The 23,141-nt window shown below is 63.3% G+C and carries 24 protein-coding genes and 1 tRNA gene; 14 read left to right on the top strand and 11 right to left on the bottom strand.

All coding sequences use genetic code 11. From position 1 onward, the window contains the following. Window positions 1-68: 68 nt before the first annotated feature. Window positions 69-521 carry a hypothetical protein gene (locus FHW69_RS03270; RefSeq protein ID WP_183421575.1) on the bottom strand — a complete coding sequence of 151 codons (453 nt, stop codon included), beginning with the start codon at window positions 519-521 and terminating at the stop codon, window positions 69-71. Window positions 522-697: 176 nt separating this feature from the next. Here FHW69_RS03270 and FHW69_RS03275 point away from each other — a divergent pair, with 176 nt between their 5' ends. Then, the gene (locus tag FHW69_RS03275; RefSeq protein ID WP_183421576.1) at window positions 698-1,132 is read left to right on the top strand and encodes a GFA family protein; all 435 of its coding nucleotides are present in this window, start codon (window positions 698-700) and stop codon (window positions 1,130-1,132) included. A gap of 24 nt (window positions 1,133-1,156) precedes the next feature. Here the strand turns inward: FHW69_RS03275 and FHW69_RS03280 are convergent, their stop codons facing one another. Continuing rightward, the gene (locus FHW69_RS03280) at window positions 1,157-2,053 is read right to left on the bottom strand and encodes a LysR family transcriptional regulator ArgP (RefSeq protein WP_183421577.1); all 897 of its coding nucleotides are present in this window, start codon (window positions 2,051-2,053) and stop codon (window positions 1,157-1,159) included. A gap of 103 nt (window positions 2,054-2,156) precedes the next feature. Between FHW69_RS03280 and FHW69_RS03285 the strand changes: the two genes are divergently transcribed. Beyond that, a complete protein-coding gene (locus tag FHW69_RS03285; protein WP_183421578.1) occupies window positions 2,157-2,774 on the top strand; it encodes a LysE/ArgO family amino acid transporter in 618 nt (205 codons plus the stop codon). 44 nt (window positions 2,775-2,818) lie between these two features. Here FHW69_RS03285 and FHW69_RS03290 read toward each other — a convergent pair whose 3' ends face one another. The 3 genes from FHW69_RS03290 to FHW69_RS03300 form a co-directional block, all read right to left on the bottom strand. Further along, on the bottom strand, window positions 2,819-4,033 hold the full coding sequence (locus tag FHW69_RS03290; RefSeq protein WP_183421579.1) for an FtsX-like permease family protein: 1,215 nt from the start codon (window positions 4,031-4,033) through the stop codon (window positions 2,819-2,821). Between the two features lie 9 nt (window positions 4,034-4,042). Beyond that, window positions 4,043-5,341 (bottom strand): ABC transporter permease, encoded by a 1,299-nt coding sequence (locus FHW69_RS03295; RefSeq protein ID WP_183421580.1) that lies wholly within the window; start codon window positions 5,339-5,341, stop codon window positions 4,043-4,045. A gap of 306 nt (window positions 5,342-5,647) precedes the next feature. Continuing rightward, window positions 5,648-6,313: a hypothetical protein gene (locus tag FHW69_RS03300; RefSeq protein ID WP_183421581.1), complete on the bottom strand. Its 666-nt coding sequence runs from the start codon at window positions 6,311-6,313 to the stop codon at window positions 5,648-5,650. Between the two features lie 480 nt (window positions 6,314-6,793). Between FHW69_RS03300 and FHW69_RS03305 the strand changes: the two genes are divergently transcribed. Beyond that, window positions 6,794-7,426 carry a dihydrofolate reductase family protein gene (locus tag FHW69_RS03305; protein ID WP_183421582.1) on the top strand — a complete coding sequence of 211 codons (633 nt, stop codon included), beginning with the start codon at window positions 6,794-6,796 and terminating at the stop codon, window positions 7,424-7,426. Between the two features lie 218 nt (window positions 7,427-7,644). On the opposite strand, the gene FHW69_RS03310 is transcribed toward FHW69_RS03305, so the two are convergent. Next, a tRNA-Gly gene (locus FHW69_RS03310) sits at window positions 7,645-7,718 on the bottom strand. Between the two features lie 145 nt (window positions 7,719-7,863). Here FHW69_RS03310 and FHW69_RS03315 point away from each other — a divergent pair. The 6 genes from FHW69_RS03315 (at window position 7,864) to FHW69_RS03340 (ending at window position 14,588) form a co-directional block, all read left to right on the top strand. Continuing rightward, a complete protein-coding gene (locus FHW69_RS03315; protein ID WP_183421583.1) occupies window positions 7,864-8,547 on the top strand; it encodes a hypothetical protein in 684 nt (227 codons plus the stop codon). A 57-nt stretch (window positions 8,548-8,604) separates the two neighbouring features. Next, window positions 8,605-8,805, top strand: coding sequence for a sulfur carrier protein ThiS (thiS, locus tag FHW69_RS03320; RefSeq protein ID WP_183421584.1), 201 nt, complete (start codon window positions 8,605-8,607; stop codon window positions 8,803-8,805). Window positions 8,806-8,842: 37 nt separating this feature from the next. After that, window positions 8,843-9,643 (top strand): thiazole synthase, encoded by an 801-nt coding sequence (locus FHW69_RS03325; protein WP_183421585.1) that lies wholly within the window; start codon window positions 8,843-8,845, stop codon window positions 9,641-9,643. An 11-nt stretch (window positions 9,644-9,654) separates the two neighbouring features. Then, on the top strand, window positions 9,655-10,389 hold the full coding sequence (trmB, locus tag FHW69_RS03330; RefSeq protein WP_183421586.1) for a tRNA (guanosine(46)-N7)-methyltransferase TrmB: 735 nt from the start codon (window positions 9,655-9,657) through the stop codon (window positions 10,387-10,389). Window positions 10,390-10,454: 65 nt separating this feature from the next. Beyond that, window positions 10,455-12,173 carry a ubiquinone-dependent pyruvate dehydrogenase gene (poxB, locus tag FHW69_RS03335; RefSeq protein ID WP_221195423.1) on the top strand — a complete coding sequence of 573 codons (1,719 nt, stop codon included), beginning with the start codon at window positions 10,455-10,457 and terminating at the stop codon, window positions 12,171-12,173. Window positions 12,174-12,770: 597 nt separating this feature from the next. After that, entirely contained in the window at window positions 12,771-14,588 is a 1,818-nt protein-coding gene (locus FHW69_RS03340; protein WP_183422255.1) for an SLC13 family permease, read from the top strand. Here the strand turns inward: FHW69_RS03340 and FHW69_RS03345 are convergent. Beyond that, window positions 14,575-14,922 carry a Rieske 2Fe-2S domain-containing protein gene (locus tag FHW69_RS03345; RefSeq protein ID WP_183421588.1) on the bottom strand — a complete coding sequence of 116 codons (348 nt, stop codon included), beginning with the start codon at window positions 14,920-14,922 and terminating at the stop codon, window positions 14,575-14,577. The genes FHW69_RS03340 and FHW69_RS03345 overlap by 14 nt on opposite strands. 80 nt (window positions 14,923-15,002) lie before the next feature. Here FHW69_RS03345 and FHW69_RS03350 point away from each other — a divergent pair, with 80 nt between their 5' ends. The 3 genes from FHW69_RS03350 to yedA all read left to right on the top strand — a co-directional run bounded on the left by FHW69_RS03350 (window position 15,003) and on the right by yedA (window position 17,252). Next, window positions 15,003-15,302, top strand: a complete 300-nt coding sequence (locus FHW69_RS03350) for a hypothetical protein (RefSeq protein WP_183421589.1) — start codon at window positions 15,003-15,005, stop codon at window positions 15,300-15,302. 67 nt (window positions 15,303-15,369) lie between these two features. Further along, window positions 15,370-16,242 carry a methylated-DNA--[protein]-cysteine S-methyltransferase gene (locus tag FHW69_RS03355; RefSeq protein ID WP_183421590.1) on the top strand — a complete coding sequence of 291 codons (873 nt, stop codon included), beginning with the start codon at window positions 15,370-15,372 and terminating at the stop codon, window positions 16,240-16,242. 86 nt (window positions 16,243-16,328) lie between these two features. Beyond that, window positions 16,329-17,252 carry a drug/metabolite exporter YedA gene (yedA, locus tag FHW69_RS03360; protein ID WP_183421591.1) on the top strand — a complete coding sequence of 308 codons (924 nt, stop codon included), beginning with the start codon at window positions 16,329-16,331 and terminating at the stop codon, window positions 17,250-17,252. 21 nt (window positions 17,253-17,273) lie between these two features. Here yedA and FHW69_RS03365 read toward each other — a convergent pair whose 3' ends face one another. The 4 genes from FHW69_RS03365 to FHW69_RS03380 are packed head-to-tail and all read right to left on the bottom strand — an operon-like array spanning window position 17,274 to window position 21,748. After that, window positions 17,274-18,596, bottom strand: coding sequence for an ABC transporter permease (locus FHW69_RS03365; protein ID WP_183421592.1), 1,323 nt, complete (start codon window positions 18,594-18,596; stop codon window positions 17,274-17,276). A 12-nt stretch (window positions 18,597-18,608) separates the two neighbouring features. Further along, the gene (locus FHW69_RS03370) at window positions 18,609-19,772 is read right to left on the bottom strand and encodes an ABC transporter permease (RefSeq protein WP_183421593.1); all 1,164 of its coding nucleotides are present in this window, start codon (window positions 19,770-19,772) and stop codon (window positions 18,609-18,611) included. A 14-nt stretch (window positions 19,773-19,786) separates the two neighbouring features. Beyond that, window positions 19,787-20,473 (bottom strand): ABC transporter ATP-binding protein, encoded by a 687-nt coding sequence (locus tag FHW69_RS03375; protein WP_183421594.1) that lies wholly within the window; start codon window positions 20,471-20,473, stop codon window positions 19,787-19,789. 30 nt (window positions 20,474-20,503) lie between these two features. Continuing rightward, window positions 20,504-21,748 carry an efflux RND transporter periplasmic adaptor subunit gene (locus tag FHW69_RS03380; RefSeq protein WP_183421595.1) on the bottom strand — a complete coding sequence of 415 codons (1,245 nt, stop codon included), beginning with the start codon at window positions 21,746-21,748 and terminating at the stop codon, window positions 20,504-20,506. Window positions 21,749-21,906: 158 nt separating this feature from the next. Here FHW69_RS03380 and FHW69_RS03385 point away from each other — a divergent pair, with 158 nt between their 5' ends. Both FHW69_RS03385 and mscL read left to right on the top strand, forming a co-directional pair. Further along, window positions 21,907-22,593: a fumarylacetoacetate hydrolase family protein gene (locus FHW69_RS03385; protein WP_183422256.1), complete on the top strand. Its 687-nt coding sequence runs from the start codon at window positions 21,907-21,909 to the stop codon at window positions 22,591-22,593. 67 nt (window positions 22,594-22,660) lie between these two features. Further along, window positions 22,661-23,065, top strand: a complete 405-nt coding sequence (mscL, locus tag FHW69_RS03390) for a large-conductance mechanosensitive channel protein MscL (protein WP_183421596.1) — start codon at window positions 22,661-22,663, stop codon at window positions 23,063-23,065. The last annotated feature ends 76 nt before the right edge of the window (window positions 23,066-23,141 follow it).

Here is a 23,141-nt window from a genome sequence, read left to right on the forward strand (position 1 = left end):
AAGATAAGCAACCACGATGGCCAGCATCGCCGCCGCAGCAAGGCGAACGTAATTTGATCCACCGCGCATCATTCCGTGCCTCCAGGCGTGAGGGCCCCATTATGCCGGCGAGGCGAACGAAGCGGCACGCCCGCGAGAAGGCAGAACGTGGCAGAAACGGAGAGTGCGAGCACCGCCCCCGCTAGGCAGTCCTCCATCGAAGGCAGGAATGTTCCGAAAGCCCACCACGACACGAGGGAAAAGGAAAACGCGCCGAGTAGCAAGGAATTGGCGCAGACAATGGGTGCTGTCAGCAGTTGCCACTTCTTCAGCAACAGCAACAGCGGCATGCCAAAGCCGCACGAAAAAACCAGGGATATCGGCGCACCGAACAGAAACACGAGACCAAGCAGCGGCATCACCCCTGCGACGCGAAACGACGCAATGGCGATGATCCAGATCACGCTGACGATCGGCGCCATCAGCGAGGAGATGACCAATGCCCACCCCGGGGTCAGGCGTTTCCATTTCCACTCGCTCATGTCGGCTCCCTGCGCTGCGCGTACTTCATTGTGTTGCTCCCTTCCAATGGATGGTCTCACCCGACCCGACACGAACCTGAAAAATATCACGTCAAACCCCACTGCACTTGCGGCCCCGCTGAAGAGGTGGCGAAATACTCGCCTTGCTGCCTTCAAGACCCCATGGAGACCGATGCATGAACGCTGTGAATGCGCAACAGAGCACGAAGTTCGAGGGCGGATGTTATTGCGGCGCGCTTCGCTACGCGGCCGACGGCGAACCACTGCTGAGAGCGCAGTGCCATTGCCGCGAGTGCCAGTACCTCAGCGGCGGCGCGCCCCATCTGTTTGTCCTGATGCCCCCGGGCAGCTTCCGCTATACCAAGGGCACACCGAAGACGTTCTCGCGAACCGACCTCGAACAACCGGTCATCCGCGAATTCTGCGCCGAGTGCGGCACGCACATCACCACGCGACGCCCGGATCTTGGCGCGATTGTGCTGAAGATCGGCACCCTCGACGATCCCACGCTTTACGGCGGGCCGCAGATGGCCATCTATACCGTGGACATCCAGCCGTTCCATCACATCCCGGAAGGACTTCCCGCTTTCGAGCGCATGCCGCCGCGCTAGGCATGCCAGCTGCGCGGGTGCTGCTCATCCGCGCAGCGTGCCTGCCGCAGCTCCGCGCAACGCGTCGCTGAGGTGCTGCAACGTGCTGGATCGAACAGCGGCGTACTGCCAGTAAAGAGGCACGTCCAGCCATCTCGCCCTGTCGATGATCGCGATGGTTTTCGCTTTCAGCGCATCGACAATCAGCGACTCCGGCGCCAGGCACCAGCCCAGGCCACGCGCCGCAGCGTCAACAAAGCCCAGCGATGTTGGCAGGTAGTGCATGGGCGGTGTCAGTCGGGCGCGGGTTATCCGCCGCACGAAACGCCACTGGAGTTCGTCCTTGCGGTTGAACACGATCATGGGCGCACGTGCCAGCGACGTCGCATGAAAGCCTTCGGGGAAATACTCCGCCATAAATTTTGGCGATGCGATGGCGTAATAGCGCATGGCACCCAGAGCGTGCACGTTGCAGCCTTGCAACGGCGACTTCTCCGCGGTCACGGCCCCAAGCACCGTACCCGCGCGCAGCAGATCAAGCGTGTGATCCTGATCGTCCACGCGCACATCAAACAGGTAGCCGTGACGGGCGTGAAGGTGACCAAGCGCTTCAAGAAACCACGTCTGCAGGGAATCGTCGTTCACCCCGATAGCCATGGGACGCGCGCGAGCCACGCGCGCTCCGGCCGGAAGAAAATCCGCCGACGCCTCCGACTCCAGCGCCTGCATGGGACGAACCCTGCGCAGCAACCTCTCTCCCGCAGGTGTGGGAACGCAGGGTGCTTTGCGCACGACGAGAACCTGCCCCAGCCTGTCCTCCAGCGCCTTGACGCGCTGAGAGACGGCAGACGACGTCACCGAAAGACGCCGCGCGGCTGCCTCGAAGCTACCCTCCTCAAGGACGGCCGCAAACGCGGACAATTGCGGATGAAGCAGGTCCATGGAAGATTCCTCATTAGCTACGCTTAATAGACTACAGAATTCTTAGCTTGGCTAATGACTGGACCGACGACAGCATGTGCGGCCCTTTACCTGGAAACACCTCATGCTTCTCACCGCCGCCCTCGCCGGATTCGTCGCCAGCGCCGGACTCATCATCGCCATCGGCGCTCAGAATGCCTTCGTGCTGCGACAGGGCCTGAAGCGCGAGCACGTCAGTATGATCGTCGCCATTTGCGCACTCAGCGACATGGCGCTGATCCTGCTGGGCGTGGCGGGCATTGGCGCACTGGTGCAACAGTTTCCGTGGCTGCTTCAGGCCTTGCGTTTCGGCGGCGCTGCCTTTCTTGGCGCCTATGCCGTAATGGCCGCCACGCGCGCCTGGCGCGGTTCCGGCGCGCTGGCCGCAACCGGGTCGGTACAGGTGCACTGGCGCCGCATCCTGCTCGCCTGCCTCGCCTTCACCTTCCTCAATCCCCACGTCTATCTCGACACGATGGTCCTACTGGGAAGCCTTTCCACCCGCTACCCTGGCGACGCGCGCTGGGCCTTCGCGGCCGGAGCCTGCGTGGCCAGCGTGGCCTGGTTCACGTCGCTCGGTTACGGCGCACGACTGCTGCAACCCATCTTCCGCAATCCACGCGCATGGCGCGTTCTGGACGGGTTGATTGCCGTATTCATGGCAACGCTATGCCTGCTTTTGTTGCTACGTCCGCTCAACTGACTTTGGCGGTTGTGCTGGGGCGGCTGGCGAGCGGCCTCTGACGTTCAGCCCCCCGCCGCAATCGCCCCGGGATGGATTCGGCTCGCGCGCCACGCCGGCATGATTACCGCCGCCTGGCCCAAACCCAGAAGAAGCAACACGATCCAGATCAGCCAGGATGCGGGCATACGGCCAACTTCAAACCAGCGCATCATCGCGGTGTTGAGTACCACTGCCCCAGCCAGCCCCAGCGCTGCGCCGCTGGCAACAACAACCAGGTTCTCGGCAAGAAAGTGCGCGATGATCTGGCTCCTGCGGGCGCCCAGAGCGCGCCGGATGCCGATGGAACGGCGTCGCTGGATCAGCCAGTAATTCGAAATAGAAACAATGCTGATCGCCGTCAAAAGAGTGAGGAACGCGCTGATCATCGCCAGGGTCCAGATCATGCTCCGGTCTCCGCGGAAGTATTCGTGCTCTGTCTGCGAGAACAACTCGGCCTTTGTAAGAATTCTGGCGTGACTTACCCCAAAGAGCGCGCGCTTCGCAGCATCCAGCGCCTGCGAAGCGTGCGACCTTTCCGCCCGGACCACCAGCAACCCTCCCGGGACGCGCAACACTGGCAGAATGACCTGATTCGCATCATCTCCTCCGTGACGGAGCGACGGCGACAACAAGTCATCAATAACGCCAACCACCGTCGCCGACGGCTGGCCATTCAGTTGCAGCCGTAACCGCCTTCCCACTGCGTCCACGCTACCAAACAACCTTACCGCCAGTGCACGGGTGATCAGAACCGACGCTGGCGCAGGTCCATCGGAGAAGGGCGAAAATTCCACGTACTCCTCGGGCAGAAAATCGCGCCCGCTCATTAAACGCACTCCGAGCGCCTGCACCGCTCCCTTACCCCACAGATACATGCCAGCTGCCGTACCGGCGATGTCCACGTCGTCACCATCGACTCCGACTTTGAACCGATAAGACGCCGTATTGGTCAGAGGCAACGCGCTGACGCGGGCGACATGCCTGACGTGGGCGGCTCCGCGCACGGCCACCGCATCGGCCTCGTCGGAGCTCGTGGGAGTTCCGGTTGTCGGCAGTCCGCTGCTGCGCAGCCACAACACATCATCGCCATCCATACCTGTGCTCAAGTTCACGCGCGAAGCGAACGTACTCAGCAGATAGAGAGTATTGGATACAACGGCGCATGCCATCGCCACCTCAACGACGATGATCATGGCAGGCAGCTTGTGGCGTGCGAGCGCACGGATGATCGGGTGCATGAGCAGCCTCTATGAGTTCAACATGCGATAAGGATGGCTGCGCGCGACATGCCAGGCAGGAACGCAGGTCGCGACCGCTGTCGCAACGAGCGTCAATGCCACGCCAATGCACACGACCGCCGGATCGAATTCGATTGCGGCGTAGTGGGCTTCCGGTCGCTGCCGTAGCAACGCCATCGCAGCGATAGTCAATGCAATCCCCCCCGCGCACGACATCAGTCCGATGCCCGCTGTTTCCGCAACGAGATGCCTGAAAATCTGCCTCTGCGTGGCTCCCAGCGCCCGCCGCAGCCCCAACTCGCGGCGGCGCCCCAGAAACATGATGAACAGAAGGCCGGAAGCATTTCCGATGCAGATGAACAGGAATCCATACGCGATGAATGCCTGAAGACGCGCAGCCGAGGGAACCACATTTTTTTCTTCGATCCACTCCATCACGTTATGGAGTTGCACCACGGATTCCCGTTGAAAGCGCCCCAACGCTTGCTGCTCTTTCACATACCCGGAAAGGAACCTCAAATAGCCCGGCGCATCCCCTGCCACATCCAGCTCCACCCAGAAAGGCACCCAGCTACAGGGTGCCTTAGCGGGTCTTTCGAGATCGGGAAATCCTGACCCCCAACAGTCGGGCGATACAGAAAGAGCGGCACGAATGTCTCTTGCCGTACTCAAAGGCATGAATACGTCCTCCGGCGGTGCAAAAGCGCCCTCGCTGAGCGCGTAGAACCGGGGCTTTGGTGCCCAATGCTTCAACACGCCGACAACGCGAAAGTCAAAATCGCCAAACCGGATAATTCGCCCGGTCGTCTTCGTACTACCGAAAAGCGACCGGGAAAGAACGTCGGATATCACGACAACGCGGCTGGCCTGATCGTCGTCCACTGCTGTCCACGCGCCCCCGTCAGCGAACTGAGCGCGAAACATGGGGAAGAAAGCGCTCTGCGTCAGGGTTGACTTGACCCATCGCGCATGGCCAACACCCTCTGTCGGCACGAAAGTGAGTTGTGCGCCAAGAATGGACGCCTTCCGCTTACCAGGTGTAGCCCGGAGGAGCGCCGCTGCGTCATCCCACGTCAGCGAATCCGGGAGCTTGCCCCGGGTGGACGGTCGACCAACGACTGAAGGCTCGATCTGCAGATGAAAGAGGCGGTCACTGATACCCGGCAACGGGTTCGCGTGGAGCGTGCGAAGAACTACAAGCATCGACGTGCTCGCTGCAATCCCCATAGAAATAATGATCACAATCAATACGCAGAACACTGGGCTTCGGCGAAAGCCCAGGAATATCTGGCTCAGAAAATAAACCATGCAGGCAAGGCCTCACGCTATCCCGCGTAAAAAACGCCCACCCCGTCAAAGGATGGGCGCCTCACTCACTCCGAGTGACACTCTTCGCAAACGTGATTACCTTCGGCCGTCGGATGGCAGCCTGTGCAAACCACGCGATATGCGAACGCTGAGCCCGCGACTGCCAGAATGGCGAGACCGAAGACCACCTTCATTGCCTTCACTTTCATATAGCTCTCCTTGCTACATCGACGCTCCATTGCGTCGAACTCAATGTTTCCATGATGCGATCTTCAACTCGGCTCACATGCAGCGACGAATGATCCGTCAGACCTGCTCGTCTTCTGTCCCGGCCGGATCGCGGGCAGCCGAACTGGCTTCCGGGATCTGAAGCAGGCTACTGACAATGGTTTCGAGATTTTCCCGATTTCCATTGGTCAACAGCGTGTTCTCAAGAACAACACTCGGGAAGAAGGTTATGTGGGACCCTTCGACATTCCATGCTTTGCGGATACGCGCCTCGTTGTCCGGATTGGCAAGGGAAGACTGATACGCGCTTGCCAGATTCATATCCCGGGCGAGCGACTCGATGAGCGGAGCATTTTTTGCACCGTCACGATGATCCAGGCGAGCTTTGAACAGTCGTTCCGCCGCCTCCTCCCCACGGCCTCGCGCATCTGCAACTTCATAAAAAATCTGCGCGAACACGGGGGACTTCGTACCTACGAGATAGTGCTTGCGAAATTGAATCCGCGAACCGAACTTGGCAGCCAGAGAAGGCATTGTTTCGATGGCGAATTGTTGACATGCGGCACAAGTAAAGTCCGCGTAGATGTCGATCTGAACGACACTTCTGGAATGGGGAATGAGGCCGTTGAAGAGCTCATACTGCCCTTCAATCAAACTCTTTTTCGGAGTTGGATTGTTGCAACCTGTAGCCGCGACAGCAGCGAAAAACAGCAGAAAAAGAAAGCGAACTATTCGCACACTCATCCCTGAACTCCTTAAGTCGCGTATCGGCAATTCCCTTACCGGAAGCCGACGCTACTTAGCGCCACCCTCGGCGTCAACTACGAATTCTTCTTACATGTCGCAGGGTCACACTCAGTCAGTCATCTGACTGAACCACTTGCCGTTCGCACCGAAATGCGTGCGACAGAACGGCCAATCATTGCATTCAATCGCGCATGACTGTGGCTCCTGCTTGCACGTGCGGGCCCTCAAAACCATTAACCCATCGGCGGGTTGCCTGACCTTCTGTCGAATCATTCGCTTTCATAAGGCGACACCCTGGCTCCATCCCGGGTATTCGACCAACCATGAGATGAGCGTGCGCTTAGGCGCCGGGTTTACAGCAGCAGCCGTTTGCATCAAGAACAGATAGCCATAGCAGTTCTGCCAACGATCCGCTTGCAATATGCATCGGCTGTAGCAAGACTCCACGGGTTGCCGCTCACATCAGACGGAGGCCCCATGGGCAAGGTACGCGTAGCGGGTTTTGGCGTGTCTATCGACGGTTTCGGGGCCGGCCCCGACCAGAGCCTGGAGCATCCGCTCGGCAAACGGGGCACGGAGTTGCTCAGCTGGTTCTTTCCGACCCGGGCCTTTCGATCCATGATGGGGCAAGCAGACGGAACCGATGACCGTTTCGCCGATGCCGCGATGAAAGGCTTCGGCGCCTTCATTCTCGGTCGCAACATGTTCGGCCCCATCCGCGACGAGTGGCCCGACGACACGTGGAAGGGTTGGTGGGGCGACAATCCCCCGTATCACGCGCCAACCTTCATCCTCACCCATCACGCCAGGGATTCCATCGTGATGGAAGGCGGTACAACCTTCCATTTCGTCACCGACGGAATCGAGTCGGCCCTCGCCCAGGCCAAAGCCGCCGCGGGAAACCTCGACGTGAAGATTGGCGGCGGCGTTTCGACGGTTCGCCAATACCTGCAAGCCGGAGCCATCGACGAATTGCACCTGGCACTCTCACCCGTCGTCCTGGGCAACGGTGAATCGCTGTTCGCAGGCATTGACCTGCCTGGCCTCGGCTACCGGGTAACGGAGACGACACCCATGGAGCTGGCGACGCACGTCGTGCTTACGCGCTGAGGGCGACGCTTATGGCGGAAGCGAAGCCTGAAGCGCTTCTGGCAAGTTTTCTTGGTTGATACAGACAACGTTGCAGGGATAAGCGACACCGTGGCGGTAATCTGGCCACTAAACAGCCGCAGCCACCGACATGGCAGCCGGTACCTGTTGGAAATAGATGGCATCGCCCAGCCCCCTGGTCGATCAGTTACCGCACTTGGCGCAATCAAAGCGCGAAATGGAGCGGGTGAAGGGAATCGAACCCTCGTCAGTAGCTTGGGAAGCTACAGCTCTACCATTGAGCTACACCCGCGTGGGGCTGGATGGTAATACGAGTGGGCGGTGGCAGGAAGCGGGGGCGGCTGGCGGTTGGCTGAACGGGCTGTGGGCGCAGGGTCTTGCGGGGTGTCGGGGCGCGCATAATCGGGGCGGGGAAATCGTCTCGGGAGTCCGTTGTCATGGCCAGGATCGTGGGTAACGCACCGTTCGCTCTTTTCGTCCTGGCGGCGGCCGCGTCGATGGCGGCTCCGTGGGCGTTCGCGCAATCGGCGAATCCACCCGCTCGGGTGGTATCGACGGTTCCGGGCAACAGCTCGCCCAAGCCGGGCGTGAGCTTCATTTCCAGTTCCGCGCAGGATGAAGTGCAGGCGGCCGCACGCCCCGGCGTGTTGCCTACGCCGCCGCATCTGCGCTCGATGCCCGCCCAGCCTGCGACTCGCACGGTCTCCACGGGCAATGGCAACTACGGCTATCAGGTGCTGGACAACAACTACAGCGAAAGTAACGGCGCCTACTCATCGGGCGGCTACACCAGCGGCTATGCCGCGGGCTTCAGCGGCTGGGGCGGCGGGCGTGGTCGGCCGGGTTATGGCAACGGCCATGACCACGACCACGACCACGACGGCAATCACGGCCCCGGCGGTCGGCCCGGCCCGGATATGGGTCGACCGGTGACGGTGCAGCGCCCCATTCCCGGAACCCGGCCGCCGTCCACGGGCGCGCCCTTCACAACGGCCCCCTCCCAGCCGGGCAACGGCGGTCGTGGAAACTGGCAGCCCGGCACGGGCCAGCCCGCAACGCGCGGCCCACAACCTGGCACCGGGATGCAGCCGGGTGGCTGGCAGCCCGGCACCGGGCATTAACCTCGCCACGCCGGCTCGCGCTCCTCCTGACCGGCCTCAGCGGCTACAATGCCGGGCATGCAAATCGTGCTCAACGGTAGCCCGCGCGACTGCGCGCCCGGCACCACCCTCGCCCAGCTGCTCGACGACGCCGGTTTTGCCGGCAAGCGTGTCGCCGTAGAGATCAATCTCGACATCGTGCCGCGCAGCCAGCACGTCACGCACGCGCTTGCCGATGGCGACCGCGTGGAGATCGTGCACGCCATGGGCGGCGGCTGAGCCGCTGACCGCCGCATTCATCAGGACGTCTTAACTCATGACTCACCCAGCGCAGACCAGCGATGACTCGCTCATCATTGCGGGCAAGACCTTCCATTCCCGCCTGCTGACGGGCACGGGCAAGTACAAAGACTTCGATGAAACCCGCCGTGCCACGGATGCCGCAGGCGCGCAGATCGTGACGCTGGCCATTCGCCGCGTGAATATCGGCCAGGATGCGGGCCAGCCCAACCTGCTGGACGCGCTGCCGCCGGATCGCTTCACGCTGCTGCCGAACACGGCGGGCTGCTACACGGCCGACGACGCCGTGCGCACCTGCCGTCTGGCGCGCGAGCTGCTGGACGGCCATTCGCTGGTGAAGCTGGAAGTGCTGGGTGACGAGCGCACGCTGTACCCGGACGTGGTGCAGACGCTGGCCGCCGCGGAAAAGCTGGTGGCCGACGGCTTCGACGTCATGGTGTACACCTCCGACGATCCGATCCTTGCCCGCCGCCTCGAAGAGATCGGCTGCGTGGCCATCATGCCGCTGGCCGCGCCCATCGGCTCGGGCCTGGGCATCCAGAATCGCTACAACCTGCTGGAAATCGTGGAGAACGCGAAGGTTCCGGTCATTGTCGACGCAGGCGTGGGCACCGCGTCCGATGCGGCCATCGCGATGGAACTGGGTTGCGACGGCGTGCTGATGAACACCGCGATTGCCGGCGCCAAAGATCCCGTGCTGATGGCTCACGCCATGAAGCTCGCCGTGGAGGCGGGCCGCGCCGCGTTTCGCGCCGGTCGTATTCCGCGCAAGCGCTTCGCTTCCGCATCCAGTCCCATTGACGGCCTTGTGGGCTGAAACGAAGCATCATGACTCACGACGACAACACGCCCGAATCCAGCGAACCGGCAACCGCCCCGTACCTGCGCCGCATCCGCAGCTTCGTGCTGCGCGAAGGCCGCATGACGCCTGCACAGCAGCGCGCGTTTGACGATCACTGGGCGCGCTTTGGCCTGGATTACACCGGCCAGCCGCGTGACCTCGATGCCACGTTCGGCCGTCATGCGCCGCGCGTGCTTGAAATCGGTTTCGGCAACGGCGAAGCGCTGGCCTGGGCCAGCGAGAACGACCTTGATCGCGACTACATCGGCGTGGAAGTGCACAGCCCTGGCGTCGGCCGGGTCATGAATGCGCTGGCTGATCGCGCGGCCGCCAACGTGCGTGTGTACAAGCACGACGCGGTGGAAGTGCTGGAGAACGAAATCGCACCGGGCAGCCTGTCCGAAGTGCGCATCTGGTTCCCGGACCCGTGGCACAAGAAGAAGCACAACAAGCGCCGCCTCGTGCAGCCTGCGTTCGTGGAATTGCTGGCGTCGCGCGTGGCACCGGGTGGCCTGCTGCATCTGGCCACCGATTGGGAAGCCTACGCCGAGCACATGCGCGAGACGATGGAAGCCGCACCCGGCTGGACGAACCGCTTGGGCCCGGGCCTGTCCGCACCCAAGCCTGACTGGCGCATCGAGACCCACTTCGAGCGTCGCGGCACGCGCCTGGGCCACGGCGTGTGGGACTTCCTGTACGAGCGGACGACGACGGCGCCTTAACCTGCGCTCGGGCATAAGCGGGGGCTATCGTCCCCCGGAGCTGCCCGTCCATGTCCATTGAAAACCTGGCCGACCTGATGGCCGAAACGCTGCAGGAAGCAGGCGTAAAGCGCATCTACGGCATCGTTGGCGACAGCCTCAACGCCTTCACCGAATCACTGCGCCAGCGCCAGCAGATCGAGTGGGTCCATGTCCGCCACGAAGAAGTGGCGGCCTTCGCTGCCGGTGGCGAAGCGCAACTGACCGGCGAGCTGGCCGTCTGCGCAGGCAGTTGCGGTCCCGGCAACCTGCACCTCATCAATGGCCTGTTCGACTGTCACCGCACGCGCGTGCCGGTGCTGGCCATTGCCGCGCATATTCCCAGCGCGGAGATTGGCAACGGGTATTTCCAGGAAACCCATCCCACCGAACTGTTCCGCGAATGCAGCGTGTACTGCGAGATGGTGTCCGACCCTGCGCAGATGCCGCAGGTGCTGGATTCGGCCATCCGTGCGGCGGTCGGCCAGAAGGGTGTGGCGGTCATCGTCATTCCGGGCGATGTGGCCATGAAGAAGTCACCGGTGAAGAAGCCGACGCCGCGTGCGGGCCTGATTCCGCCGGTGCCGCACGTCATTCCCGCCGAAGCCGAGCTGGATGCGCTGGCCAACCTGCTGAATGCAGGCAAGCGCGTCACGCTGCTGTGCGGGCGCGGTTGCGCGGGCGCGCACAAGGAACTGATGGCGGTGGCCGAGGCACTCAAGTCGCCGATCGTGCACGCGCTGGGCGGGAAGGAGCATGTGGAGCACGACAACCCTTACGACGTGGGCATGACGGGCCTGATCGGTTTCAGCTCCGGCTATCACGCCATGGAAGACTGCGACACGCTGCTGATGCTGGGTACGGATTTTCCGTATCGGCAGTTCTATCCCGAAGACGCAGCCATCGCGCAGGTCGATCTGCGTCCGGCGAATCTGGGCCGACGCTGCCGACTCGACCTTGGCGTGGTGGGCGACGTGAAAGCCACGCTCGCGGCGCTGCTGCCGCGCATTGAAGCGAAGCGGGTGCGCGGCCATCTGGACCGCTGCCTTGCGCACTACCACCGCAGCCGTGCCGAGTTGGACGAACTGGCGGCCATCGACCCGGGCCATGAGTTGATTCATCCGCAACAGGTCGCGCGGCTCATCAGCGAACTGGCCGACGACGATACGGTGTTCACCTGCGACGTAGGCACGCCCACGATCTGGGCCGCCCGCTATCTGCGCATGAATGGCGAGCGTCGACTGCTGGGCTCGTTCGTCCATGGCTCGATGGCCAATGCCCTGCCCCAGGCCATTGGTGCGCAGTCGGCGTATCCGCATCGCCAGGTCATTTCGCTATCGGGCGACGGCGGGTTCACCATGCTGATGGGAGACTTCATCACGCTGGCGCAGCAGGGTCTGCCGGTGAAGGTCATCGTCTTCAATAACGGCACGCTGGGCTTTGTGGAAATGGAGATGAAGACGGCGGGGCTGCTGGAAACCGGCGTGCAACTGGACAACCCCGACTTCGCCGCCATGGCCAATGCCATGGGCATCCACGGCCGCCGCGTCACCCGCGCCAGCGACCTCCCCTCGGCTGTCGCCGAAGTGCTGACCCACGATGGCCCGGCGCTGCTGGATGTCGTCTGCAACCGGCTTGAGCTGTCGATGCCGCCGAAGATCAGCGCCGCGCAGGTCAAGGGATTCAGCCTGTACGCGTTGCGGGCCGTGATGAGCGGACGCGGCGATTCCATCGTGGATCTGGCGTTGAGCAACCTGAGCCGCTGAGCGAAGCGCAGGCTGGTCGATCGCTGCGCTGGCGGCACACATGAGGCGACCCGCTCCCGCAGGTCGCCTCAGGCGGGCAAGCCGGCCGGGCAAGTGTCCTGCGTGGGAGCGCAGCTTGCTCGTGATGCGTAGCGAAGCGGGCCCCAAAGCCTGCCTGTGCGGCGCCGGGACGGAGGGAGGCCACCTGCGTACTTCTTGAACAGTGCGGGTTTCCAGGCCCGGCCGCCGAGGAAGTCGGCAGCGCGGAAAGCATCCCGACTCACCGCAGGCGTAGCTATCCGATCATTCCGAAAATCGGGCCAGAATGATGTGAGAGCGGACGGGTGATGGCGGCGGAGAAAACGGCGCTGCCTGATGGGGAAGAGGGCTTGCTCACGTTCCGCCGCGAAGCGCCGTTCTTGAGGCCGTTCCGGCACACGAAAAAAGTCCGCCCCCTGCACCCTCGTTCAGCCCGCACGCAACCTCGCATCTCAGTCGCAGCGTATACTCCTGACGCATTACCCGCTGCCCTGGCCGCACGATGCCGACAGCTCCACGCATTCGCAACACCTACCGGACCAGGAACGCCGGCTAGTGGCTCTGACCCTCACGCCTGAAATGATCCTCGTGCTTGGCCTGGTGGGCTTCACCATGGTCATGCTCGTGCTGGAATGGATCCGGGCCGACATGGTCGCGTTGCTGGTGGTAGTGACCATTGGCCTGACCGGGCTGATTCCCGGTGACCAGGTGTTCAACGGCTTTGCCGGTAACGCCGTCATCGCGATCATTGCCATCATGATCATGGGCGCGGGCCTGGACCGTGCGGGTGTCCTCAACCTCACCGCTGCTTTCGTGATGCGCATGGCGCGGGGTGTCGAGTCGCGCCTTGGCGTGGTGGTCAACAGCGTCACCAGCCTGTTCAGCGCTGTCATTCCCAGCCAGGCGCTGGCGGCCCTGATGATTCCGGTGACCAGCCGACTGTCCGCCCGAACGGGCGTGCCGCTGTCACGGCTGCTGCTGCCGATGGCGTTCTGCATTCTCACGGCAACCAACACCACGCTGATCGCCAACTCGCCGCTGATCGTCCTCAACGACCTGATCGCCAGCGCCAACAGCAACCTGCCTCCCGGCGCGCACACCATCCCGAAGTTCGGCTTGTTCAGCGTCACGCCGGTCGGTCTCGTGCTCGCGGCAGCCGGCGTGCTTTTCTTCTACCTGTTCACCCGCAAGCTGCTGCCTGAGCGCGAGGACGACCGCCTCAAGGTCACACCCGGCCGAACGGAAAGCTACTTCGCCGATACCTACGGCATCGTCGGTGAAACGGCCGAACTCACGGTCACGGCGGAAAGTCCGCTGGTCGGCATGAGCATCGGCGAAGTGGAGCAGCTTCACGGCGCGCCGCTGATCCTGGCCATCAAGAACGGCAACGAATCCCGCGTGGCGCCCCCTTCGGATCAGATGATCTGGGTGGGCACGGTGCTCGGCGTGCTGGCGCCCAAAGACGCCATCAACACCTTCGCCAACAACCAGCTCTGCCGCGTTTCCACGCGCATGCGCCAGCTGGGCGAGCAGTTCAATACCACTCAGGCGGGTATTTCAGAAGCCGTGGTGCCGCCCAGTTCGCGCTTCATCAAGCAGACGGTCGGCGAGCTTCGCCTGCGCAAGCGTTTCGGCATTTCCGTGCTGGCGGTCAATCGAGGCGACGAGGTGTTCCGCGAGGACGTCCGCGCGGTCACCCTGCGCGCGGGTGACACGCTGGTGCTGCACAGCAAGTGGCGCGACCTGATGCAGGCCCAGGAAGACCGCGACTTCGTGGTCGTGACCGACGTTCCGAAAGAGGAAGCCCGCCCCGGCAAGATCTGGCAGGCCGTGGGCTTCTTCGTGCTGGCCAAGTGCCTGGCGCTGTTCACCCACTTGGACCTGTCGGTCGCGATGATGACCGGCGCCGTGGGCATGCTGCTGACCGGCGTGCTGAACATGGACGAGGCCTACAAGGCCATCAACTGGAAAACCATCTTCGTTACCGCCTGCCTCATTCCGCTGGGCTGGTCGATGGATTCCACGGGCACCGCCTCGTGGATCGCGCAGGAAGTGCTGAACGTGCTGGGCGGTGCGCCGCAGTGGACGTTGCAACTGTCCATCGCGGTGCTCACGCTGATGTTCTCGCAGGTCATGTCCAATGTGGGCGCCACCGTCATGATGGTGCCCATCGCCATCAGCGTGGCGGTGAGCACGGGTGGCAATCCGTCGGCCTACGCGCTGATTGTGGCCGTATCGTCGTCGAACACATTCCTGCTGTCGTCGGGCCACCCGGCGCTGATGATGGTGGCGGGTCCCGGCGGCTATCGCGGCAAGGACTTCCTGCGGGTAGGCATTCCGCTCACCATCCTGGTGCTGGCGCTGACCCTGGTCACCATCAATCTCATGTACCGCTGAGTACCACGCGGCCCTCGCTCACATCTACCGGCACGGCACGCAGCCGGTCGCCACGGCACGGCCCGGCGGTGCATTCCCCCGTTGCGGCGGCGAAGCTGGCGCCATGGGCGGCGCAGACCAGCACATCGTTTTTCACCAGAAACTTGCCCGGCGCCCAGTCCAGGCGGCGCCCGGCGTGCGGGCAAATATTGAGGTACGCGCGGGCCTGGCCGTCACGACGCCAGACCACCAGCGATTCGTCCTCGCCATTGACCACGGCCTGAACTTCGATGGCTCCGCCGTCGGGAATGTCGTCCAATTGGCAAAGCACGGCAGCCGTGGATGAAATGTCCATGGGCACTTGTCTCCTGAAGGAATTGGCCCCAAGGTTAGAGGCCTGCATGCATGTCATTGTGCCATACGGATTTTTAACCAATGCGCTTCACATTCCCCTCTCCCCGCCGCTCCCGTAACCCGCTGGTTCGCGTGCTCTCGCTGCTGGCCGGCCTGGCTGTGCTCGGCGTTCTGCTGGTGTTCGGCGTCGTGGTGCTGGGTGTGCTCGCCGTGGGTGGTGCTGCATTCCTGATCTGGCGGCAGTGGAAGCTGGCCCGCCTGCGTGCCGCTGGCGTCATTCCGCCGGCACGGGCCAACACCACCGCTGCTCCGCACGATTCCAACGTGCTGGAAGGTGAGTTCGTGGTCATCCAGCAGCAGGGCCGACCGGTCCACCACTGAGCACAAGATGCGGATGGCGCAGGGATTGCCCGCCGCCTAGTCTGGTCTTCATCGAAGGAGACCCCGCATGACTACATCATCGGCCGCCAGGTCGCTCCGTGACCCGCTGGAACAGGTACGCATCGCACTGGATACCTCAGAGCGTGCGCCCAACCTGACCGAACTGGCCCGCATTGCCGAACTCAGCCCGTCGCACTTGCAGCGCGCGTTCCGTCGTCGCTACGGCGTGAGCCCGGCGGAATACGCACGCGCCCGCCGCTTCGGCCAGTTGCGCTCCGCGCTGCGCGACGGCAGCGCCGTGACCGATGCCGTGTACGAAGCAGGCTTCGGATCAGGTAGCCGCGTGTACGAACACAGCGACCGCCTTCTGGGCATGACGCCCGCCAGCTATCGCGCTGGCGGAGCGGGCGCCAGCATCCGTTTCACCACCACCGACACGCCGCTGGGAACGCTGCTGGTGGCAACGACGGAACGCGGCATCTGCTCGGTGACCCTGGGTGATGACGATGCGTCGCTGAAACAACGGCTGCGCGATGAATTTCCTCTGGCGTCGCTGGAGCGCGTGGACGCGGGGCGCGAGGAATGGCTGGATGCCGTTATTGCGCGCGTGGCCTGCGAGCTCGGCTGGAGCGACCGCCAGGCTCCCGCCCTTCCTCCGCTGGACGTCGCCTTTACTGCCTTTCAATGGCGCGTATGGGATGCCCTCACCCGCATTCCCAGCGGCGAGACATGGAGCTACGGCCAACTGGCCGCCGAACTGGGCATGCCACGTGCCGCGCGCGCGGTGGGCCGGGCCTGTGGCAGCAACAAGCTGGCCCTGATCGTCCCGTGCCATCGCATTGTGCGCGAGGACGGCACGCTGGGCGGGTGGCGCTGGGGCGTCAGTCGCAAAGACCGCCTGCTGGCCGCCGAGCGCGCCATGAGCGAGGCTCAAGGCTGACCCGGAAAGGTTTCGCTACCGCAGCCGGCGTGACAGCGATATCGTTCACGTTCGCGCTCCCCACGCGGTGCCCACGGACGACTTCCATGAACGACAGCGCCTCTTGTACGACCGCTCCAACTCCTGTTACTGCCCTGGCCGATCCGCGCTGGATGGTGCCGCTTGCGCTGTTCGCCCTGTACATCATCTGGGGTTCGACATATCTGGCGATTCGCTACGCACTGGTCAGCTATCCGCCGTTTCTTCTGGCCGGCATGCGCTTTGCGATTGCGGGCGTGCTGCTGTTCGGGTTCCTGCGCCTGCGCGGCGCCACCCTGCCTACCGCGTTGCAGTGGCGTAACGCCGCGATCTCCGGCGTTCTGCTGCTGGCTTGCGGAAACGGACTGGTGTGCTTTGCCGAAGAATCGGTGAGCTCGGGCATCGCTGCGGTTGCTGTTGCCAGCATGCCGCTGTTTGCCGCGCTGTTTGCGGGCATGTACGGCGAGTGGCCGCATCGCAAGGAGACCATCGGCCTGCTGCTCGGCTTCGTGGGCGTCATCGTGCTGAACATGGGTGCGGGCCTTTCCAGTTCGCGACTGGGTGCCATCGCACTCATCTGCGCCGCGTCGGCATGGGCGTTCGGTTCGGTGTGGAGCAAGCGGCAGGACATGCCCAAAGGCCCGATGAACGTGGCCGCGCAGATGCTTTGCGCCAGCGTGGCGCTGGTCATCGTGGCGCTGCTGCGCGGCGAACGGCTGCCTGCCCATCCTGAAACGAGCGCCACCCTCGCCCTCGCCTATCTGGTGGTATTCGGCTCGATGATCGCGTTCAGCGCGTACCTGTATGTGCTCAAGACGGTGCGGCCGGCAGTGGCCACCAGCTACGCCTATGTGAATCCGCCCGTCGCCGTGCTGTTCGGTGTGGCCTTTGCGGGTGAGCATGTGGGCCCGTTCGATATCGCCGGCATGGCCATCATCCTGGTGGGCGTGGGCATCATCACGCTGATGCGCCAGCGCGCTGCGGTGCGTTGAGTCGCACCGCAGCCGCTTTCCTCACAGTTCCCGCAATGCCGTGGTCACCGGCAGGCGTGCCGCGCGCACGGCGGGAAACAGTCCGCCGATGAAGCCGATGGCCAGCGCCCACTTCACGCCCATCCACAGAAGCTCGGGCGACACGCGGAACTGAAAGACCACCTGGCTGAAGTTGGCGCCCAGGGTGGATGCGGTGTAGCCGTTGAAGGCGAACCAGACGACACCCGCCCCCACCAGGCCACCCAGCAACGCCAGCAACATGGTTTCGAGCATCACCGACATCACCACGGGTGTACCGCGAAAGCCGATGGCGCGCAGCGTCGCGATTTCACGGCCCCGCGCCGCGATGGCGGAAAACATCGTGTTCAACGCACCGAACACCGCACCAATCGCCATGATGGTGCCGACCACCAGGCCCACGATGCGCAGCACCTTGGTCAGGCCTTCAGACTGCTTGCTGAAGTATTCCTTCGTGGTACTGACGTCCACCTTGATGCGCGGATCACCGACCAGTGCGGCCTTGAAGGCGTCGAACGCAGCGGGTGAATCCAGCATCACCGTCACCGACTGCACGCTGCTGCCACGCCGATAGGCCGATGCCACGGTCTGCGTGTCACCCCACAGTTCCGACTCCAGCACGTCTCCTGAGCGGAACACGCCAACGACGGTCCAGCGCTGACCGGCAAGACGGATCTCCTTGCCCACGTCCAGCCCTTCAAACTGATGACGTGCACCTGTGCCCACAATCAGCTCATGCATGCCTGGCGTGAACTTGCGGCCTTCCACGATCTGCACCTGATCGCGCAGACCCCACACCGCCGTACTTACCCCACGGATGGGCACATTGGCGTCACTGCCCGGCTCGCCCTTGCGCGGCAGGTTGGCGACAACTACCAGTTCTGCCGATGCCAGCGGCTTGCCCTGCGCGTCCTTGCGTACACCGGGGGCTTCCATCACCACGTTGGCGCTGTCGCGATCCATGACGGAGTTGAGCTCCGCCTGCGAGCCACCGCGCAGCACGATCGCGCTGCGATCATTGCCCGCCGATTGCAGCGTGGCACTGAAGCCCTCGCTCATCGCCAGCATGGCGACCAGCACACCAACCACACCTGCAATACCGATCACCACCACGGATGACGAACCGATACGGTCACGCAGCGTGCTCAAGCCAACGCGCGTGACCGAAGCGGTCTGCCGTCCGCGGCGGGTCAGCAGCATCCAGAGGGCAACGACAACCACCAGACCGGCGACGCCCTGCCACGGCAACGCAATCCACACCACAAGAAACAACGCGACGACGGCCAGCATGCCGAGGCCAAACAGAAACTTCCGGAACGTTTTCATGGGAGGGTTTCCTTAGCGACCGGCAAGCGCGTCGATGATGTTCAGGCGCATGGCGCGCACGGCGGGCAGCGCACCGACCAGCGCACCAATGAGGACCATGAGGCCGATGCCATAGGCCCAGGTACCGGGACCAATGGGAGGAAGCTGCAACATGCCCCCGCTTCCGTGCGAGACGATGGGCACGAGTACGGTAGCCAGGGCAAGGCCGAGCATGCCGCCGAGAAGCAGCAGGAAAATCGCCTCGGCCAGCACCATCGTCAGCACGCTCGTGCTGGAGAATCCGATGGTCTTAAGTACAGCCAGCTCGCTTGTCCGTTCGCGCACCGCCTGTGCCATCGTGTTGGCCGTCAGCAGGATCAGCGTGAAAAACACCGCGCCCATGATGGCGCCGACAATCAGGCCGATGTTGCCCAGCTGCTTGGCAAACGATGCATTGAACTGCTGCTCGCTCTGACTCTTGGTCTCGTGATCCGAATTGGCCGACAGTGCATCAATCGCGGATGCCACCCGATCCGAATCCTTCGCATTGGTCAGCTTGACGATGTACCAGCCAACGGTTCCTTTGGTGAATGCGTTGGCTTCGTCGAAATACGTCCAGTGAAAAATGAAGCTCTGATCCGTACCGTTGGCGGCGCCCTTCGCGGGCGTGTAGATGCCAACGATGTCGAACGGCCAGGTCTTGTCACCGTTCTTGCGCGGAAAGATGGTGGACTGCAACGGAATCTTGTCGCCCACCTTCCAGCCGTAGCGCTTGGCCAGTGCGGCTCCCACGATGGCGCCTGTGCGGGTGTTGTCGTATGCCTTGCGCTGGTCGGCAGGAAGCTCGATTTCCTTGTATATGTCCAGGTAATCGTCACTCACCGCAAAACTCAGAACGAAGTTCTTCGGGTCCTGATAGATACCGCCGAACCAGTTGGTGCGCGCCACCGACTCCACGCCGGGGATCGAACGGATGCGGTTTTCCAGGCTTGCCGGAAGCGACTGGATGATGGAATAGCGCGAACTCACGACCAGCCGGTTCACGCCCATGACGCTGTCACCACCGGAGGTGAACGCCGTGCGCACCGCATCCAGCATGCCGAACAGCAGGAACGCGGCAAGAATCGACACCAGGGTCAGGAAGGTGCGTGATTTGCGCCGGAACAGCGCCGCCCATATGAGATGAAGATATTTCATCGGAAGTGGCTCCTTCAGGCCGGCACTTGCTCGACAAGGGAACCCTTGTCCAGATGCAGCGTGTGGTCGGCATATTCGGCCGCCTTCGGATCGTGCGTCACCATCACGATGGTCTTGCCGTGTTCGCGGTTGAGTTCGCGAAGCAGGCCGAGCACGTCCTGTGCAGACTGGCGGTCCAGATCACCGGTTGGCTCATCGCATACCAGCAGCGTGGGATCGGACACGATGGCGCGTGCAATCGCCACACGCTGCTGCTGGCCACCAGACAGCTCGCTGGGCTTATGCGACGCGCGGTCATGGAGGCCCACCAGCTGAAGCGCGATGGATGCGTTCTGCCGCCGCTGTGCCGCCGACAGCTTCGTCAGCAACAACGGAAGCTCCACGTTTCGCTGCGCGCTCAGCATGGGCATCAGGTTGTAGAACTGAAACACGAAGCCGACGTGCGCTGCGCGCCAACGCGCCAGCGCACCGCCGCCCAGCGTGTCGATACGCTCGCCCGCAATGGTGATGCTGCCACCGGTCGGCGTGTCCAGCCCGCCGATCAGGTTCAGCAGCGTGGTCTTGCCCGAGCCGGACGGTCCCATCAGCGCGAGAAAATCACCTTCGGCAATTTTCAGATTCACGCCGTGCAACACCTCCACACTCTGCTTGCCGCGCGTGTACACACGGGAAACATCTTCAATGTCGATCAACGTGGTCATGACGCATGAACTCCTTGGGAAGGCGGCGCTTCAGGGCGCGGTCTGGATGCTGACGGACGAGCCGTCGTCGAGATTGGCAGGGGGCGACAGCACGACGATGTCGCCGGTGCTGATGCCATCGGGAATCAACCGCAGATCACCATAGGCCTGCTTTGCAGGACGCACGTCACGGCGCCTTGCGTGACCATCGGCCATCACGAACACGCTGTCGTGACCGTCGTGAGAGATGACGGCTGATGCAGGAATGAGGACGCCTCGCGGTATGGACGTCTGTTCGGTGCGGTGTTCCAGGAACGACACACGAGCGCCCATGTCGGGCACGATGCGGCCATCCTTGTTCTCCAGCGCCACACGCACTTTCACGGTGGCCTTGCCACGATCAGCGGCAGGCACGATAGCGATCACGTGCGCGGGAATGTTCCAGTCCGGATAGGCATCAAGCACGGTTTCGGCAGACATGCCCGGCTTCACGCGGCCGATGTAGGCCTCGTTGACGTCCACATCCACTTCCAGCGAATCCATGTCCACGATGGTGCCCACGCCGGTTCGCGTGAATCCGCCGCCAGCCGACAGCGGCGAGACGATCTCGCCCACCTGCGCCGCCTTGTCCGTAATCACGCCATCGAAGGGCGCGCGGACCACGGTGTAGTCGAGATTGACGTCGGCCACGCTGACCTGTGCGTCGCTGGATTCCGCCTGGCGCCGCGCCGTGGTGAGCTGCGCGCGCATCGTGGTGACCTGAGTGCGCGCCTGCTCGGCAGACTGCGCCGATACGAGGCCACGACGGGCCAGCGCGTCCTGTCGATCCGCGTCACGGGAGGCCTGGTCCAGTTGCGCCTGCATCTGCGCCACCTGCGCGTGGCCAGCCGCTGCACTGGCGCGGTAAGCCGCCAGGCTGGCCCGCGTGGCGTTGTCTTCCAGCCGGGCCAGAATCTGGCCCTTGCGCACATGGTCGCCCTCTTCGATCAGCACCTCGGTCAGCGTGCCGGTGATCTGGGCCGACACCGTCGCCTGACGACGCGCTGTCACGTAGCCGGTGGCTTGCAGCACCGCGCCCGCATCAGGCTGGGTGGCCGCTGCCACGGCGGTGGCCGTATGCACCGGAATCGGCCGGTGGCTCAGCACGTACCAGCCGCCCGCACCCAGTACGGCAACGGCGAGCACGGCGATGGCGCTGATGGCGAGCACCTTGCCGCCGCCCGCCTTGCGGGCCGGGGCTTCCCGGTGGGACTTCTCGATCCTGAGCTGTTTCAGGAGTTCTGCATTGCTGCTCATGTGCTTTCCCGCCCCTTGCGACACCTGTCGCCCGGAGAAAGCATGCGCCGCCGGTCTGCCGTGACATATTGCGAGGCATCAGCCCATGCGAATGACAGATGTCAGGCATGACGGCCAGCGCGCTTCCCGCTGCCGCGCTGGCCCGCTACCCTTCCCCCATGACTACGATCATCCCCAGCCCCGCCGTTCCGACGCTTCCCGTCCAGGGCAGCGACCTTCGTTTTCCCGTTCGCCGCATCTTCTGCATCGGCCGCAACTACGCCGATCACGCCAAAGAGATGGGCGCCACGGTAGATACCGCCAACCCGATGTTCTTCTGCAAGCCCGCCGACGCGGTGGTGGCAGACGGTGCCGACCTTCCCTACCCCTCGGCCACCCAGGATCTGCACCACGAAGTGGAGATGGTGGTGGCGTTGAAGGCAGGCGGTTCGGATATCGCCGTCGACGATGCCAATGCGCTGATCTGGGGCTACGGCGTGGGCCTGGACCTCACCCGCCGCGATCTCCAGGCGCAGGCCAAGGCCAAGGGCGCGCCGTGGGATGTGGCCAAGGCATTCGATCATTCCGCGCCCTGTTCCGCGCTGCGTAGCGCGGCGGACGGCCAGCCGTCTGCCGATACCGTGCTGACGCTGAAGATCAATGGCGAGGTTCGCCAGAAGGCGACGCTTGGCGACATGCTGCTGGACGTGCCGCACATCATCGCCGCGCTGTCCACGCTGTTCGAGCTGAAAGCCGGTGACCTCATCTATACCGGCACGCCGGCCGGTGTGTCAGCGTTGCACCGTGGCGATCACTACGAGGCCGAGCTGGTGGGTTTTGCGACGCTTTCCGGTAAGGTAGTTTGACGCTTCGCGTTACGCCCACATCCGAATCGCTACTTTTTCGCCCCACGCACACGAGGAGAACCCAACGATGAGTTTTATCGCGGAATTCAAAAAATTCGCGCTGCGCGGCAATGTCGTCGATCTGGCGGTCGGTGTCGTGATTGGTGCTGCGTTCGGCAAAATCGTCACGTCGCTGGTGGACAACATCATCATGCCGCCCATCGGCTGGCTGATCGGCGGCATAGATTTCTCGGACTGGAAGTGGGTGTTGAAACCCGGTGACCCCACAACGAAAACGGCCGAAGTGGCCATCCAGTACGGCGTATTCATCAACGTGCTGATCCAGTTCGTCATCATCGCCTTCGCCATCTTCCTGGTGGTCAAAGCCATCAACCGGATGACCCGCCGCGAAGAAGCCGCTCCGGTCACGCCGCCGGACGTGGTGCTGTTGCAGGAAATCCGCGACCTGCTGAAAGCCGATCAGGCAAAGTAACGCGGTTTGTGAAAGCAGCCTTTGGGGGAGCGGGCTGGCTCGCGATGATGCACGTCGCAAGTATTCGCTCGCGAGC

It is taken from the genome of Luteibacter sp. Sphag1AF (assembly GCF_014192715.1).
Lineage (GTDB): Bacteria > Pseudomonadota > Gammaproteobacteria > Xanthomonadales > Rhodanobacteraceae > Luteibacter.

Bases quoted from the DNA above. Each gene is read 5' to 3' on its own strand.
- FHW69_RS03375 (WP_183421594.1), bottom strand. From the start codon at position 20,473: ATGACCACGTTGATCGACATTGAAGATGTTTCCCGTGTGTACACGCGC.
- FHW69_RS03300 (WP_183421581.1), bottom strand. From the start codon at position 6,313: ATGAGTGTGCGAATAGTTCGCTTTCTTTTTCTGCTGTTTTTCGCTGCT.
- FHW69_RS03280 (WP_183421577.1), bottom strand. From the start codon at position 2,053: ATGGACCTGCTTCATCCGCAATTGTCCGCGTTTGCGGCCGTCCTTGAG.
- FHW69_RS03325 (WP_183421585.1), top strand. From the start codon at position 8,843: ATGACTCACCCAGCGCAGACCAGCGATGACTCGCTCATCATTGCGGGC.
- FHW69_RS03385 (WP_183422256.1), top strand. From the start codon at position 21,907: ATGACTACGATCATCCCCAGCCCCGCCGTTCCGACGCTTCCCGTCCAG.
- FHW69_RS03370 (WP_183421593.1), bottom strand. From the start codon at position 19,772: ATGAAATATCTTCATCTCATATGGGCGGCGCTGTTCCGGCGCAAATCA.
- FHW69_RS03305 (WP_183421582.1), top strand. From the start codon at position 6,794: ATGGGCAAGGTACGCGTAGCGGGTTTTGGCGTGTCTATCGACGGTTTC.
- FHW69_RS03380 (WP_183421595.1), bottom strand. From the start codon at position 21,748: ATGAGCAGCAATGCAGAACTCCTGAAACAGCTCAGGATCGAGAAGTCC.
- FHW69_RS03295 (WP_183421580.1), bottom strand. From the start codon at position 5,341: ATGGTTTATTTTCTGAGCCAGATATTCCTGGGCTTTCGCCGAAGCCCA.
- FHW69_RS03315 (WP_183421583.1), top strand. From the start codon at position 7,864: ATGGCCAGGATCGTGGGTAACGCACCGTTCGCTCTTTTCGTCCTGGCG.
- FHW69_RS03355 (WP_183421590.1), top strand. From the start codon at position 15,370: ATGACTACATCATCGGCCGCCAGGTCGCTCCGTGACCCGCTGGAACAG.
- thiS (WP_183421584.1), top strand. From the start codon at position 8,605: ATGCAAATCGTGCTCAACGGTAGCCCGCGCGACTGCGCGCCCGGCACC.
- FHW69_RS03350 (WP_183421589.1), top strand. From the start codon at position 15,003: ATGCGCTTCACATTCCCCTCTCCCCGCCGCTCCCGTAACCCGCTGGTT.
- FHW69_RS03345 (WP_183421588.1), bottom strand. From the start codon at position 14,922: ATGGACATTTCATCCACGGCTGCCGTGCTTTGCCAATTGGACGACATT.
- FHW69_RS03340 (WP_183422255.1), top strand. From the start codon at position 12,771: ATGATCCTCGTGCTTGGCCTGGTGGGCTTCACCATGGTCATGCTCGTG.
- FHW69_RS03290 (WP_183421579.1), bottom strand. From the start codon at position 4,033: ATGCACCCGATCATCCGTGCGCTCGCACGCCACAAGCTGCCTGCCATG.
- FHW69_RS03365 (WP_183421592.1), bottom strand. From the start codon at position 18,596: ATGAAAACGTTCCGGAAGTTTCTGTTTGGCCTCGGCATGCTGGCCGTC.
- FHW69_RS03285 (WP_183421578.1), top strand. From the start codon at position 2,157: ATGCTTCTCACCGCCGCCCTCGCCGGATTCGTCGCCAGCGCCGGACTC.
- FHW69_RS03270 (WP_183421575.1), bottom strand. From the start codon at position 521: ATGAGCGAGTGGAAATGGAAACGCCTGACCCCGGGGTGGGCATTGGTC.
- mscL (WP_183421596.1), top strand. From the start codon at position 22,661: ATGAGTTTTATCGCGGAATTCAAAAAATTCGCGCTGCGCGGCAATGTC.
- trmB (WP_183421586.1), top strand. From the start codon at position 9,655: ATGACTCACGACGACAACACGCCCGAATCCAGCGAACCGGCAACCGCC.
- FHW69_RS03275 (WP_183421576.1), top strand. From the start codon at position 698: ATGAACGCTGTGAATGCGCAACAGAGCACGAAGTTCGAGGGCGGATGT.
- yedA (WP_183421591.1), top strand. From the start codon at position 16,329: ATGAACGACAGCGCCTCTTGTACGACCGCTCCAACTCCTGTTACTGCC.